The organism is Sphingomonas sp. CFBP 13603 (assembly GCF_014892665.1).
In the GTDB taxonomy this organism is placed as follows: domain Bacteria; phylum Pseudomonadota; class Alphaproteobacteria; order Sphingomonadales; family Sphingomonadaceae; genus Sphingomonas.
The window spans coordinates 537,664-551,039 of the sequence record NZ_JADBIA010000002.1 but is presented as its reverse complement, the minus strand read 5'-3'; the positions used below and the strand labels follow the sequence as shown (position 1 = coordinate 551,039).

At 65.1% G+C, this 13,376-nt stretch carries 10 protein-coding genes; 5 read left to right on the top strand and 5 right to left on the bottom strand.

Features of this window, described 5'->3' with window-relative positions; translation table 11 throughout:
• The first annotated feature begins 88 nt into the window (after positions 1 to 88).
• Positions 89 to 1,075: an AraC family transcriptional regulator gene (locus IFR23_RS05365; protein ID WP_192974976.1), complete on the top strand. Its 987-nt coding sequence runs from the start codon at positions 89 to 91 to the stop codon at positions 1,073 to 1,075.
• 107 nt (positions 1,076 to 1,182) lie between these two features.
• Here IFR23_RS05365 and IFR23_RS05360 read toward each other — a convergent pair whose 3' ends face one another.
• A complete protein-coding gene (locus tag IFR23_RS05360) occupies positions 1,183 to 1,950 on the bottom strand; it encodes an alpha/beta fold hydrolase (protein WP_192974975.1) in 768 nt (255 codons plus the stop codon).
• A 360-nt stretch (positions 1,951 to 2,310) separates the two neighbouring features.
• Between IFR23_RS05360 and IFR23_RS05355 the strand changes: the two genes are divergently transcribed.
• Entirely contained in the window at positions 2,311 to 3,318 is a 1,008-nt protein-coding gene (locus IFR23_RS05355; RefSeq protein WP_192974974.1) for a substrate-binding domain-containing protein, read from the top strand.
• On the opposite strand, the gene IFR23_RS05350 is transcribed toward IFR23_RS05355, so the two are convergent.
• From IFR23_RS05350 to IFR23_RS05340, 3 genes are all read right to left on the bottom strand, one after another.
• Positions 3,290 to 4,435 carry an MFS transporter gene (locus IFR23_RS05350; RefSeq protein WP_192975036.1) on the bottom strand — a complete coding sequence of 382 codons (1,146 nt, stop codon included), beginning with the start codon at positions 4,433 to 4,435 and terminating at the stop codon, positions 3,290 to 3,292. The genes IFR23_RS05355 and IFR23_RS05350 overlap by 29 nt on opposite strands.
• 95 nt (positions 4,436 to 4,530) lie before the next feature.
• A complete protein-coding gene (locus tag IFR23_RS05345; protein WP_192974973.1) occupies positions 4,531 to 6,837 on the bottom strand; it encodes a TonB-dependent receptor in 2,307 nt (768 codons plus the stop codon).
• 96 nt (positions 6,838 to 6,933) lie between these two features.
• Positions 6,934 to 8,022 carry a Gfo/Idh/MocA family protein gene (locus IFR23_RS05340; RefSeq protein ID WP_192974972.1) on the bottom strand — a complete coding sequence of 363 codons (1,089 nt, stop codon included), beginning with the start codon at positions 8,020 to 8,022 and terminating at the stop codon, positions 6,934 to 6,936.
• A gap of 26 nt (positions 8,023 to 8,048) precedes the next feature.
• Between IFR23_RS05340 and IFR23_RS05335 the strand changes: the two genes are divergently transcribed.
• The 3 genes from IFR23_RS05335 (at position 8,049) to IFR23_RS05325 (ending at position 11,057) form a co-directional block, all read left to right on the top strand.
• Positions 8,049 to 8,957 carry an aldo/keto reductase gene (locus tag IFR23_RS05335; RefSeq protein ID WP_192974971.1) on the top strand — a complete coding sequence of 303 codons (909 nt, stop codon included), beginning with the start codon at positions 8,049 to 8,051 and terminating at the stop codon, positions 8,955 to 8,957.
• On the top strand, positions 8,954 to 10,024 hold the full coding sequence (locus tag IFR23_RS05330; protein ID WP_192974970.1) for an LLM class flavin-dependent oxidoreductase: 1,071 nt from the start codon (positions 8,954 to 8,956) through the stop codon (positions 10,022 to 10,024). The genes IFR23_RS05335 and IFR23_RS05330 overlap by 4 nt, the downstream gene beginning before the upstream one ends.
• A 130-nt stretch (positions 10,025 to 10,154) precedes the next feature.
• The gene (locus tag IFR23_RS05325; protein WP_244647484.1) at positions 10,155 to 11,057 is read left to right on the top strand and encodes a serine hydrolase; all 903 of its coding nucleotides are present in this window, start codon (positions 10,155 to 10,157) and stop codon (positions 11,055 to 11,057) included.
• A gap of 51 nt (positions 11,058 to 11,108) precedes the next feature.
• On the opposite strand, the gene IFR23_RS05320 is transcribed toward IFR23_RS05325, so the two are convergent.
• Entirely contained in the window at positions 11,109 to 13,268 is a 2,160-nt protein-coding gene (locus IFR23_RS05320) for a TonB-dependent siderophore receptor (protein ID WP_192974969.1), read from the bottom strand.
• Positions 13,269 to 13,376 lie beyond the last annotated feature (108 nt).

The window sequence follows — 13,376 nt, the reverse complement described above, 5'->3', positions numbered from 1 at the left end:
AGAAGGCCAAAGCCGGCAAGGCTGTAATTTTCCAAGACTTTACTCCAAATGGCATAGTCCCTTTTGGAAGATTGAGGCGCTCCCGACCATGAAGACGCCACCTGAATCCTTGACTGATCGTCCAGAATATTCGGTTGGATCGAGAAGAGTAGCGGATCAATCCGATGTATTGTCGCATCTGCTTACGCTGGTGAGGCTGCGCGGCGAGCTGGTGTATTCCGCGGAGTTGTCCGGTCAATTCGCTGGCAGCTTTGCGGCTGGCCCGTCTCACCTGCTGTTCATCGAGCACGGTTCGGTATGGGTGACCCCGGTTGGCTTGGAGCCGATCCTGTTGAAGGCGGGTGACCTGGTTCTGCTACCGCATGGAAAAGGCCATCTGATCGCAGATCGGGCAACCGGGCGGGCAACCGGCGGGGACATGCTGGGATCACCGGCTTTTGATCCCGACAGGCTCGTCATACGGGTCGGGGACGGCGCCGGATCCGAAGTTCGCTGCATCGGCGCGACGTTCCGGTTCGAGGAGCACCCGCTGCCGCCCGTCGTCACCGGTCTACCGATACTGATTCATATTCGGGACGATGGAGGCAAGGTGCCCGACTGGCTCCAGCACATGGTCCATTTTCTGATGCTCGAGGCACGAGAGCCGCGACCGGGTTCCGCGCTGATGATCTCGCGGACCATCGATCTGTTGGTGATCCGTACGTTGCGGAGCTGGGCGGATCTCTATCCCGACGAAGCGGGATGGCTGGGCGGACTAGGCGATGCGCGGATCGGACGGGTGCTCAACGCATTGCATGCCGAGCCTGCGGTTCAGTGGACGTTGGCGGGACTCGCCGATCTCGCTGGCATGTCTCGTTCGGCGTTTGCAGAGCGATTTTCGGCGTCGGTTGGGGAAGCGCCAATGCGATACCTGACACGCTGGCGGCTCACGGTTGCCGACCAACTGATCAGCGCTGGCGCCGCCTCGGTGGGAACCGCCGGGCGCGCCGCAGGCTACCAGTCGGAGGCTGGTTTCAGTCGTGCGTACAAAGCTCACTTCGGCCAATCACCCAAGGTCGCAAAGCCCAGGCAATAGGCTTGGGGTTGGACGACCGAATGCCATGGTCCGTTCGACGCTCGTGCAGGCAAAGAACGGCTGGTGTAACGGCGCGGGCTCGCCGGTCGGCCCGCGCCGATGAAGACCTACTTGGCTGCCGTCTCGATCGCTGTCGTCAATCCCTCAGGATTGGTCAGCGCGGGCAGATGTCCGGTATCGACCCTGAGCGTAAGTCGAACGCGGCCAGCGGCGATCATCGCATCCTGGAATGCGGGGCTGATGGCCTGATCCCGCAGCGTCTTGATGTACACGCGATCTGCCTTGCCGAAACGGGCTTGCGTCAGGTGGACGGGCGTCGCCAGCGGCCCAAGTGGCTCGTCGGCCGAACTGGCGGCAACCAAGGCCTGTTGCTCGACAGTGCCGTCCTGCGCGAACAGCGCTGCACCGGCTGCGTCGAGCCTCATCACGCCGGCCGCGGAATCGACGTGCAGATGGGGCACCACCAGGCTGCCAGCGTCGGTCTTGGCCATATCCAGCAGCGATACGCCGTCACGGGGAAGAAATGCTGCAACGTAGACGAGGGTCTTGATGCGTTCGGGAATGGTTTCGGCGACGTTGGAGATGGTGATGCCTCCAAAGCTGTGACCGACGAGCACGACCGGGTTCCGCTCCGCGCCGATCGCCGTGATGACGGTATCCCGGTAGAGCGCCAGGCTGGCTGCCGACGCAGCAAGCGGGGTGCCGGCGCGGCCCGGAAGGTTGACGGTAATGACGCGGTAGCCGTCGCCGCGCAGGCGATCTGCGACGGGCAGCCAGGCATCGCCGGTCTGCCATTCGCCATGAACCAGAACGATCGTTGGATGCTCCGCCACGCTATTTTCCTTGGCAGATGCGGCATTGCTGCCGGTTACCATCAACGCCGCAGACGCCATTAGAAGCTTGAAAAGGGGAATGTTCATCGCTGTTCTCCGGTCACCTGATTGATGATCCGGTGTCGTCTGATCACCGATCGTACACCATGCACGAGAAGCCGCTCTTCATGACCTTACATCCAGAAGGACGGTAGGCCCTGGAGTTTGGGGGGGCTTTTCAGGTCCGCCACCATCTTGCCTGTCTCGGTTTCATTGAGGATGCCAATAGCCCCTCTCGTTGCGCATGAAGGTATCCAGTACCGAGGCGCGGCTGACCACTCGCAGATCGAATGCGCGATTATGTGGGGTTTTCTTTGACGGTTTTGCTCAAACTGATCATCGTGACGCTTTTGAGGACCATGCGTGCGGCCGACGATCAGCGACGTTTCCCGGCTTGCAGGCGTTTCCATCAAGACGGTGTCGCGCGTCCTCAACAACGAGCCCCGCGTGTCGGATGCGACGCGTGCGCGGGTGACGGCGGCGTTCGCGACCCTCAAATATCGACCGAACATGGCCGCCAGGACCTTAGCAGGGCATCGCAGTTTCCAGATCGCGCTCGCGTGCGACAATCCCAGCCCGTATTACGTCTACGAGATGCAGTCCGGGATACGCGACCGGTGTCTGCTCGACGGCGTGCGGATGATCGCGCAGCCCTACGACCATGACTCCGACCGGTTGATCGACGATATCGAGAGCCTGATCGACGGATCTGGTGTCGACGGCTTGATCCTGACACCGCCCGCGACCGACTATCCCGAGGTGCTGGCGCTGATGGCGCGTCGGAAGGTGCGGTTCGTTCGCGTCTCGCCGGGAACCGAGCTCGACCTCACCGCGTCGGTGTTCATCGACAATGTCGGCGCCGCGACCGTGATGACGCGGCATCTGTTGGCGCTCGGCCATCATCGGATCGGCTTCATCACGGGACATGCGAGCTATGCGACCAGTGCGCAGCGCCTGGCGGGCTACCGCGCAGCACTCGACGAGGCAGACATCGCGTTCGATTCCGTACTGGTCCGCCCCGGCGATTACGACTTCGCGTCGGGTGCGGACGCGACGGAAGCACTGCTCGCCCTCCGCCAGCCGCCCACCGCGATCTTCGCCTCGAACGACGACATGGCAGCGGGTGCGCTCAGCGTCGCGCACCGGCGCGGGTTGGCGGTACCGACCGCACTGTCGATCGCCGGTTTTGGCGACGATGCGATCTCGCGGTTCGTCTGGCCCGCGTTGACGACGATTCGCCAGCCGACGCGGACGCTCGGCTACACGGCGGCCGATCTGCTCCTCGCTGCGGAGTTCGCGGTGAAGCGGATCGAAGTCCCGTTCGAACTGATCCGCCGCGACTCTACCGGGCCGCTTCGATCCGCGGGATGAGCAGCTGGATGAACCCCAGCGCGAGCAGATAGCTGACCGCGCAGATAACCAGCATCGGCGCATAGCCAAAGCCGTGCCCGAGCGACCAGGCGGATAGCTGGATCATCCCGATCGAGCCCATGTTGCCGCAGAACGCCGCGATCCCGATCGTCGACCCGACCGAGCGGGCGGGCATGACGTCTGTCGTCAGCGCGAACACGTTCGTCGAAAACCCCTGATGCGCGAACAGCCCTAGGCCCAGCACCAGCGCGGCGGTCCACGGGCTTTGCAGCGACAGCACGATCGGCACCGGCAGGATCAGCAGCGCGTACAGCAGCAGCGTCGATTTGCGCGCACGGTCGAGGCTCCAGCCGCGTGCCATCAGCCGGGTCGGCAGCCAGCCACCGGTCAGCGCGCCGCAGGCCGCGAGCGCATAGACGAGCGCGACCGGGAGCCCGACCTGACCCTGCGGCAGTCCGAACAGCCGGTGGAACAGATCGGGTAGCCACGACAGCATGAAGAACCAGACCTGATCCGACAGTACCTTGGCGACCGCGATGGCGAGCGTGCGGCGGTCCTTGAACAGGTCGATCCAGCGGATTGGCGCGGGGCCACCGGTTTCCGCAATCGCGGCGGGCATCTTGAACGCGAACCATGCGACGACCCAGACAAGTCCCAGGCCACCCGCGACGAGGAATGCCGCGCGCCAGCCGAACGCGATCGCCAGCGCCGGGATGACGAGCGGGGTTATCACCGCACCAACATTGGGCGCGGTGTTGCCGATGCCCAGCGCGATCGAGCGGTCCTTGGGCCCGAAATAGGTTGCGGCGGACTTGACCGCGGCAGGCGTGCCGATCGACTCCGCCGCGCCGAGCACGACGCGTGCGCCGATGAATCCGGTCACGCCCGACACGAAGGCGTGCGCCATGCCGGCGAGGCTCCACACGAAGACTCCCGCCGCGAAGCCGATCCGCAGGCCGACCCGGTCGATGAACCAGCCGGTCCCCAGAAACGCGACCGCGGCGGCGAACTGGAACGCCGACGCCATGTTGCCGTAATCCTGATCGGACCAGGCGAACTCCTGCTCGAGCGTCGGTTTCAGCAACGCCAGGATCTGCCGGTCGACATAGTTTAGCATGATCGCGAAGAACACGAGCGCCACGACCACCCAGCGCGCCTTGGATTGGGCGGGCGAGGGGGCCGGGGAGGGGGAGGGGGTCTGTACCGTTTCCGTCAAAAGTTCAGCCTTGCGGTGATGCCGGCGTAGCGATCCGCCTCGCGCGGGATGATGTAGCGATACGCGCCACCGGGGCCGCCGCTGACGATCGACGAGGCGAAGCTGGTGTCGAGCACGTTCTTCACCTGCAGCACGATCCGGAACGCGTCCTTCGCATCGACGATGCCGGCCGAGAGATCGAGCAGGCCGTACGCCTTGATCGTGGTCGCGTCGCGGATCGCGGCGCTCGCGTCGAACTGCGAGATCTGGCTGGACTGGTAGGAGCCTTGCGCACCCAGCGTGAAATCGATGCTGCTGCCGGTGCGGATCCGGTAGTCGCCGCCGAGCGAGCCCTTCCACCGCGGCGCATAGCCGAGTTGCGTACCCGCGGGCACGACGCCCGTGGTCGAGCCGTTGGTCGGGACCTTGAACTGGTCGACATGCGCATCGGTATAGGCGAGCCCGCCCGAGATGTTGAGATCGCGGACCGGGCGGTAGAGCAGGTCGAGCTCGCCGCCGCGGGTCGAGATGTCGCCCGCATTGGTGAAGCGGGTGACGAGCACGCCCGCGACCACGTCCGGGTTGTTGGCCTGGAAATTGTGGTATTTCGCGTAATAGGCGGCGAGGTTGATCACCAGCTTGCCGCCGAACAGCGTGTTCTTGAGGCCGATTTCGTAACTGTCCGCGGTTTCCGGATCGATCACGTTGGTGCCGGTCGCGCCGAGATTGTAGAAGATGTTGAACGCCGGCCCCTTATAGCCGCGGGAATAGGTCGCGTAGGTCGTCGACTGCGGCGTCACGTCGAACTGCAAGCCGCCCTTGCCCGACCAGTTGGTGTTGGTGGTCTTCCCCGCGAACGGCCCGAAGCTCGGGTTGATGCCTGGCCCTGCGAGCGCGGTGACGCGGCTGTGGAAGACGTCGAGCTGGTCGCTGGTGTAGCGAACGCCGGCGATCGCGCGGAACCGGTCGGTGAGGTTGAACACGCCCTGCCCGAAAAAGGCGAGGTTCTTGAAGGTCGAGCCGAACACCGCGGTGCCGGTCGGTCGGCTGACCGTCGTGCCCGCGGTCGAGCACGGGGTGAGCACGGTCGGCGTCGGCGTAGCGGTGCAGACGACGTCGTCGCGGCGGAACGTCCGCTCGGTTTCCGCGCGCGAGTAGAATGCGCCGACGACGTAGCTGAAGAACTGGTTCGACGGTGACGCGATCCGGACTTCCTGCGTGAACGTATTGCTCGTCTGCGGGCCGAAATCGTGGAGCTGGTTGGCGCCGACATAGGCGGTCGGCAGCCAGTCGCCGTCGCGGATCTCGGTATTGTCGTATTCGCGGTAGGAGCCGATGTACGTCACCGTCTGCGTGCCGAGCGTCGCGTCGGCTTGCAGCGAGACGCCCCAGCTCTTCTCGTCGGTATGCGTGATAAGGTCCTGGTTGATGGTGCGCGACTTGTTGCCGTTGCGATCGGGCAGCACGCTGGCGGTAAGGCCCGTGGTCGGCGTGGTGCCGATGACTTCGGCGCAGCAATCGTCGTTGCTCCGGCGATAGTCGCCGATCAGCGTGAAGGTCAGGTCGGGCGTGGCGTCGGCGACGACCATGCCGCGGAAACCGTAATGCTCGTAGCCGTTCACGCGCCGGTTATCGTGCGCGACGTTGCGGATGTTGCCCGCGTAATTGCCGTAGAACCCGGTGAAGCGGCTCTTGATCGTCTCGTTCACCGGAATGTCGAGCGCGGCGCGGGTGCGATATTCGTTGCCGTTGCCGGTAAAGAACGACCCTTCGACCGTCCCGGCGAGCACGTTGCCGGGACGCTTGGTGACGATGTTGATGACGCCGGCGCTCGTGTTCTTCCCGAACAACGTGCCCTGCGGACCGCGCAAGACTTCGATCCGGTCGATGTCGATCAGGTCGCTGAACGCTTCGCCCGCGCGGCTGTAGACGACGCCGTCAACGACGGTGGAGATCGACGGCTCGCCCGCCACCGAGAAGGTCGACGTGCCGACACCGCGGAGGAACAGCGACTGGTTGATCGTCGTGCCCGATTTGCGGAAGTTCAGCGTTGGTACGAGGTACTGCGCGCTTTCGAGGTTTACCCCGCCCTGCGCGGCGATCTGCGCGCCCGAGATCACCGACACCGCGACCGGCACATCCTGAAGACGCTCGGAGCGCTTCTGTGCGGTGACGACGATCTCGCCGGGCTCGGACGCGGCGGGGGCGCCATTGCCGGTTTGGCCGCTATCCGAGGGACCGCTCCCGGTCGGGACGTCCTGCGCCCAGGTAGGCGCGCCCAGTCCTGCGGCCAATGCCGCGCCTGCCAGCAACCAGTTCTTCATGCCGCCCCCTAAATATTCCTACTCGTCCGGTAGGCTATCGAATGTCTCGCGCTGTCATGCACGAGTTTGTCTTGGGTGCAGCCAAGCGCGGCTTCATCAGAACCCCAGTTCGGTCATCTCCACGACGCGCTTCGTCCGTGCGCTGATCTCGGCAGCAGTACCGATCGCCACCGCCATGAGCCCGTCGCGCGCGGTGACTTCCACACCGATTTCGCCGCGCACCGCGGCGATGAATTTCTGATGCTGATAGAAGGTCGAGCCGTGATGGCTGCCGGCGTCGAGCGCGGTGCGATCGACCTCGATCACCCGCCGTTCGACCTGTTTCGGATTGAGAAAGCCGGTGCGGGGGCTGAACACGAGCGCACCTTCGGGGATCAGCACGTCGAGCCGAGCGGCGTCGCCGACCGCGGTGATCTCCTCTTGGTTCTCGGCGCCGTCCGCGAACATCGACAGGTCGAGCACCGCGCGGACGCCGTTGGCGAAGTCCACCGTCGTGTAGCTGTTGTCGATGATGTCGGGCCGCTCGCCGTCATAGCGTTCGTCGACATGATTCACGTCCATCGCGCCCGAGCAATAGACGCGGACGGGTTCGGATCGGACGATCAGCCGCATCAGGTCGAAGAAGTGACAGCATTTCTCGACCATCGTCCCGCCGGTGTTGCGGCTGAAGCGGTTCCAGTCGCCGACCTTGGGCAGGAAGGGGAAGCGGTGTTCGCGGATCGACAGCATTCGCAACGCACCGATCCGACCGCCATGCACCTGCTCGATAAACGCTGCGGCGGGCGGCATGTAGCGATATTCCATCGCGGTCCAGAACGGCCGCGTCATCTGCGCGGCACGATCGACGACCCAGCGCGCGTCCTCCAGCGTCGTCGCCAGCGGCTTTTCGCAGAGGATCGCGACGTCCGCGTCGAACAGCGGCTCCAGCACGTCGCGGTGCGTGTAGTTCGGGCTGGCGACGATCACCGCATCGACCAGCCCGCTGCGCGCGAGCGTCGCGGCATCCGCGAACTCCTGCACGCCGTCGCCGCGCGAGCCCAGCGCGTCGCGGGCCCAGCCGAGCGAGGTGCTCACCGGGTCGGCGATCGCGGTCACTACCGCGCCGGGGGTGACGGCCAGGTTCTGGAGATGCTCGACCCCCATCATGCCGGTTCCGACCAGCCCATAACGTACTTGCTCGACCAAGCGTATTACCCCTATTCGTGACAGCGATGTCGCAGCTTAATTCTACACCCAAAGCCATTCCGCTCGGCAAGAGCGGAATCCTTGTCAGCCCGATAGCCTGGGGCATGTGGCGGTTCGCCGGAGTCGGCGTCGCCGAGGGACGCGCGCTGATCGAGGCGGCGTTCGAGGCGGGGGTGACCCTGTTCGACACCGCCGACATCTATGGGTTCGACGGCGCTGGCGGGTTCGGCGATGCGGAAGCGCTGCTCGGCCGCATCTTCGCAGACTCGCCCGGCCTGCGCGCGCGGATGGTGCTGTCCACCAAGGGCGGCATCCTCCCGCCGTTGCCGTATGACTCGAGCGCGGGCTATCTGGCGCAGGCGCTCGACGCGTCGCTGACCCGGCTCGGAGTCGACCAGGTCGATCTCTATCAGATCCATCGCCCCGACATCCTGACGCACCCGCAGGAAGCAGCGCGTGCGCTGGAGGATGCGGTGACGGCGGGCAAGGTGCGTGCGGTCGGCGTGTCGAACTACACGCCCGCGCAGGCACAGGCGCTGGCGTCGTTCCTGACGATTCCGCTCGTCAGTCATCAGCCTGAATTCTCGCCGCTCCACCTCGAACCGCTCGAAAACGGGCTGTTCGATCAGGCGATGGAGCGCGACATGGCGGTCCTGGCGTGGTCGCCGCTGGGTGGTGGCCGGCTCGGCGTGCCCGCCGACGCGCGCAGCGCAGCGGTGGCGGCGGCGCTCGATCGCAAGGCAGCCGAGACGGGCGCGAGCCGGGCGGCGACCGCGTATAGCTGGATCATGGCGCATCCGGTGCGCGCGATCCCGATCGTCGGTACGCAGAACCCGGCGCGGATCGCCGAACTGGCGCAGGCCTTCACGATCACGTGGACGCGGCAGGAGTGGTACGACGTCCTGATCGCGGCGCGGGGCGAGCCGCTGCCATGACGAAACCCTGCGAAGTCAGCTGGTTCTCGGCGCTGTGCGACGACGACTACGAGTTTCTCGGCGTGCCCGATCCCCGGCTACAATCGAGCTGGGAGCATTGCCGCGATATCGTCCTCCAGGCGGAGACCGGTGGCTACGACAACATCCTGCTCCCCTCGGGTTATGCGCTGGGGCTCGACACCACCGCCTTCGCCGCAGCGATCGCGCCGATGCTGCGCCGGCTGGCGCTGCTGATGGCGGTACGCGTCGGCGAAAGCTGGCCGCCGCAACTCGCGCGCCAGATCGCGACGATCGACCGGATGCTCGGCGGGCGGCTCAATATCAACATCATCTCGTCGGATATGCCCGGCGAGACGCTCGCGTCCGGCCCGCGCTACGCCCGCACGGTAGAGCTGATGCGTATCCTCAAGACGCTGCTGAACGGCGAACCGCTCGATCACGACGGCGAGTTCTGGAAACTGAAGGTCGATCCGCCGCGCATCGGCACCGTCTCGGGCAAGGCGCCGTTGCTGTATTTCGGCGGGCTGTCCCCGGATGCGCGCGAGGCGGCGGCGAAGGAATGCGACGTCTATCTGATGTGGCCAGACACGCGCGAGAAGGTCGCCGACATCATCGCCGACATGACCGCCCGCGCAGCCCGCCACGGCCGAACGCTGCGGTTCGGCTACCGCGCGCACGTCATCGTCCGCGAGACCGAGGACGAGGCGCGGGTGTACGCCGATCGCCTGCTCTCGAAGCTGGATGCCGAACAGGGCGCGGCGATCCGCGCCAAGTCGCTGGATTCGGGGTCTGCCGGCGTCGCGGCGCAAGCGGCCCTGCGCGAGGGCGCATCGGCCGACGGCTATGCCGAGGACAATCTGTGGACCGGTATCGGGCGGGCGCGCTCGGGCTGCGGGGCGGCGATCGTCGGCGATCCCGACCAGGTGCTCGCCAAGCTCGGCATGTACCAGGACATGGGGATCGAGGCGTTCATCCTCTCGGGCTACCCCCATGCTGCGGAGGCGGACCTGTTCGCCCGCCACGTGCTGCCGAAGATGACGCACGCGCCGCTATCGCATAGCACCTGATTTGGGGCGGCGGCGTATGTCGTCCGCACGAGGGCGACGATACAGGCAAGTCGCTTCGCTCAGTCGCGATCCACCGTTGTTCGTACGTCACCGGCATGCAACATGAAGTGTTCAGGTTTTCGGGTCTAGCATGAGCAAGTCGCTGAAGGACAACATTCGAGGACGATCGATGCGCGCACCCCGGCTTTCCCGCCTGTTTCTCTCCAGTATCGCTGCAAGCTTCCTCGTCCCAGCATCGGCATCGGCAACCACAAGCGCTTTCGAACCCACGGGGCTCGAGCGGGTTCTGAGCATGCTGGTCGCGGAACGCTCCGGAGACTACGGCATCGCGGCGCTCGACCTTCGCGATGGCTCGACCGTCTCGATCAGAGGCGACACGCCGTTTCCGATGGCGAGCACGGTCAAGCTCGCCATCGCAGGCGCCTACCTTGCCGATGTCGATCAAGGGCGACGCACGCTTGGCGACATGATCGTCGGCCGTCCTGCCGCGAAAGCCCTGGAGCTGATGATCGTACGCAGCGACAACCAGGCGACCGACCAGCTGCTTGCCGCGCTGGGCGGCCCCGTCGTCATCCAGCAGTGGCTGTGGTCGCACAAGATAGCCGGCATCCGGATGGACCGGACCATAGCCCAGCTGCTGCGAGAGCGCGGCCATCTTGCCGACAGCAAGGACGTCGCCACGCCGATCGCGATGGTCACGCTGTTGAACAAGCTCGATAACGGAACCGTCCTGACGGCTCAGAGCCGCAATTTCCTGCTCGAACTGATGAGCCGCTGCCAGACCGGCACGCGCCGTATCCGCGCGCTGCTGCCCGCGGGTACTCGTGTCGAGGACAAGACCGGCACGCTCGACGGCATCACCAACGATGTCGGGTTCATCACCATGCCCGACGGCCGCCGCGTGGCCATCGTCGTGTTCGCCCGCGGTGGCCGCGATCGCCAGCCGGTCATCGCCGAAGTCTCCCGCGCCATCTATGACTATTTCGCAGACAGCGCGCGCAGCGCACTGTCTCTTTTCATGCGAATGCGCTGATCCGGGTGTCGCCGATTGGGCGCTCGCGTCCACCGCACATTCGTGCGTCGCTCAGTATCGCACGCTGATCGTACCCATCACCGAACGCGGGGCGCCGTAATATCCGCCGTCGAAGTTGGTCGCCGTCAGGTACTTGGTGTTGGTGACGTTGCGCACATTCACCGCGGCCGAGATGTTCGGGGTGATGCTGTACGCCGCCAGCAGGTCGAGCAACGCGTAATTGCCCTGCCGGCCCAGCCCGGACGGCGAGATGATGCGGCTCTGGTACTGCGCGGATGCGCCCACCTTGAGCGCGGGCAGCATCGGGAGCGTATAGCTGAGGTTCAGCCGCCCGGTGTTGCGCGCGACGTAGCGGCGGACCGGATTGCCCTCGGGGTCCTCGATCCGCATCACCGTGTACCCGCCGGTCATCTGCAGACCCGGTGCGATCTGGCCGCCGACGTCGAGCTCGATGCCTTCCGACTGCGCATCGATCCCGACATAATAGGTGCGGGTGACGTTGTTCTCGACGACGATGCCCGCGGCCTCGGCGGTATTGTCCTGCCGCGTCTTGAACACCGCGACCGTCGCGTTCAACCGGCCCGCGAACCAGTCGCCCTTGATCCCCAGTTCGAGGTTTTCGCCCTCGATCGGATCGATGATGCGCCTGTTGAGGTCGAGCAGCTGGTTCTGCGGATTGAAGATCGTCGCGTAGCTGCCGTAGAGGCTCAGATTGTGCGAGATATCGACCGTCGCGCCGGCAAACGGCAGGAAGCGCGTCGCGTCGAAATCGGTGTTGGTGCCGTAGGAAAATCCGGTGCTCTTGGCATGCGTCACGTTGCCGCCGAACATCACCTTAACTGCATCACCGGGATTGAACCGAATGAGGCCATAGGCGGTCTCGCGCGTCGTGTGCGTGTTCTGGCTCGAGATCGGATCGCTCGAGAATTCGGTCGGGAAGTTGGGCAGCGGGAAATTGCCCGCGAACAGGTCGGGGTAGGGCAGGTAGGTCCCGATCGTGCTGTTGTCGTAGCTCGACTGCTGGATATATTCCTGCGCACTACGGTTCACGCCGATGTTGATCTCGTGCTCGCGGCCGAGGAACGTTACCGGGCCCGCGATGTAGGCTTCCATCGTCAGGTTGCGCGTGGTCGCGCGGAACTTGCCGGGGTAGCTTTGAATCCCGGTCTGAAGCCCGGTCGCCGGATCGATGCCGATCCCGTCGGCGTCGTTCCGCAGCGGGTTGCCATACACGTAGAACAGCGTGTTGTTTTCATCGGTGGCGCGGCGGATGGCGCTGGCGCGTGCGATCCAGCCATTGCCGAAGCGGTGCGTGATGTCGCCGAAGATCTGGCGGTCGATGACGTTCCAGCTCGACCAGTCGGGCGCGACGTTCGACGAGCGCGCGAAGTTCAATGGCGTGCCGTCGCTGTAGGTGAGCGGGATCGCGCCCCACATCGCGCCGCGGCTCTTGTGATCCTGATGACCATAGCCTGCGCTGACCGTGGTGTTGGCACCAAGATCGGCCTCGACGATACCATAGCCGACCCAGCGGCGCAGGCCGTAGCGGTCGAGATGGCTGTCGCCGCCCTGATACGCGCCGACCGCGCGGGCACGGACGCTGCCGTCCTTGGTGATCGGCACGCTCAGATCGGCTTCGCCGCGATACTGATCGAACGAGCCATATTGCCCGCTCGCGCGTACTTGCAGGTCCTTGGTCGGACGCTTGCGTATGAAGTTGACCACGGCGGACGGGTTGCCGGTCGAGGAGAGCAGGCCGGGCGCGCCGCGGACGACCTCGATATGGTCGTAGAAGGCGGTGTCGATCGATCCGGTCTGGATCCCGAACGCGAACGGCACGCCGATGCCGTCGACTTGGAACGTCTGGATGTCGAAGCCGCGCGCGGAGAAATACACGCGGTCGGTCTCGCCGGCCTGCACGTTTACGCCGGGAACCGTGGCGAGCAGCGTGTTGACGTCGTTGAGCTGGAAATCCTCGATCTGCGCGCGCGTGACGACGCTGACCGACTGTGGCGTCTCGCGCAACGTCAGGTTGAGCCGCGTCGCGGTGGTCTGGCCGGGAATGGTGTAATCGCTGCTGCCCTCGGTACGCGCGCCGGTGACGACGATCTCGTCATTGGACTGGCCCGTCTGGAGCGCAGGATCGGGCATGGTAACGGACCCCGCGGTGGGATCGGCCGCGGTCAGTAGAACGGCGAGTAAGGCAGACATCTATTTCCCCCAAGGAACCTTTTGCAGGCTCTTGGCGCGTACCAGTAACTAATGCAAGTCAATCTCAATAAGGGGCGTGTATCGGGTCTTCTCGGCTTGGCCACGAAC

Excerpts from the sequence above, each read along its gene's own strand:
- IFR23_RS05325 (WP_244647484.1), top strand. The coding sequence starts at position 10,155 with ATGAGCAAGTCGCTGAAGGACAACATTCGAGGACGATCGATGCGCGCA.
- IFR23_RS05365 (WP_192974976.1), top strand. The coding sequence starts at position 89 with ATGAAGACGCCACCTGAATCCTTGACTGATCGTCCAGAATATTCGGTT.
- IFR23_RS05330 (WP_192974970.1), top strand. The coding sequence starts at position 8,954 with ATGACGAAACCCTGCGAAGTCAGCTGGTTCTCGGCGCTGTGCGACGAC.
- IFR23_RS05350 (WP_192975036.1), bottom strand. The coding sequence starts at position 4,435 with ATGCTAAACTATGTCGACCGGCAGATCCTGGCGTTGCTGAAACCGACG.
- IFR23_RS05320 (WP_192974969.1), bottom strand. The coding sequence starts at position 13,268 with ATGTCTGCCTTACTCGCCGTTCTACTGACCGCGGCCGATCCCACCGCG.
- IFR23_RS05345 (WP_192974973.1), bottom strand. The coding sequence starts at position 6,837 with ATGAAGAACTGGTTGCTGGCAGGCGCGGCATTGGCCGCAGGACTGGGC.
- IFR23_RS05335 (WP_192974971.1), top strand. The coding sequence starts at position 8,049 with ATGTCGCAGCTTAATTCTACACCCAAAGCCATTCCGCTCGGCAAGAGC.
- IFR23_RS05360 (WP_192974975.1), bottom strand. The coding sequence starts at position 1,950 with ATGGTAACCGGCAGCAATGCCGCATCTGCCAAGGAAAATAGCGTGGCG.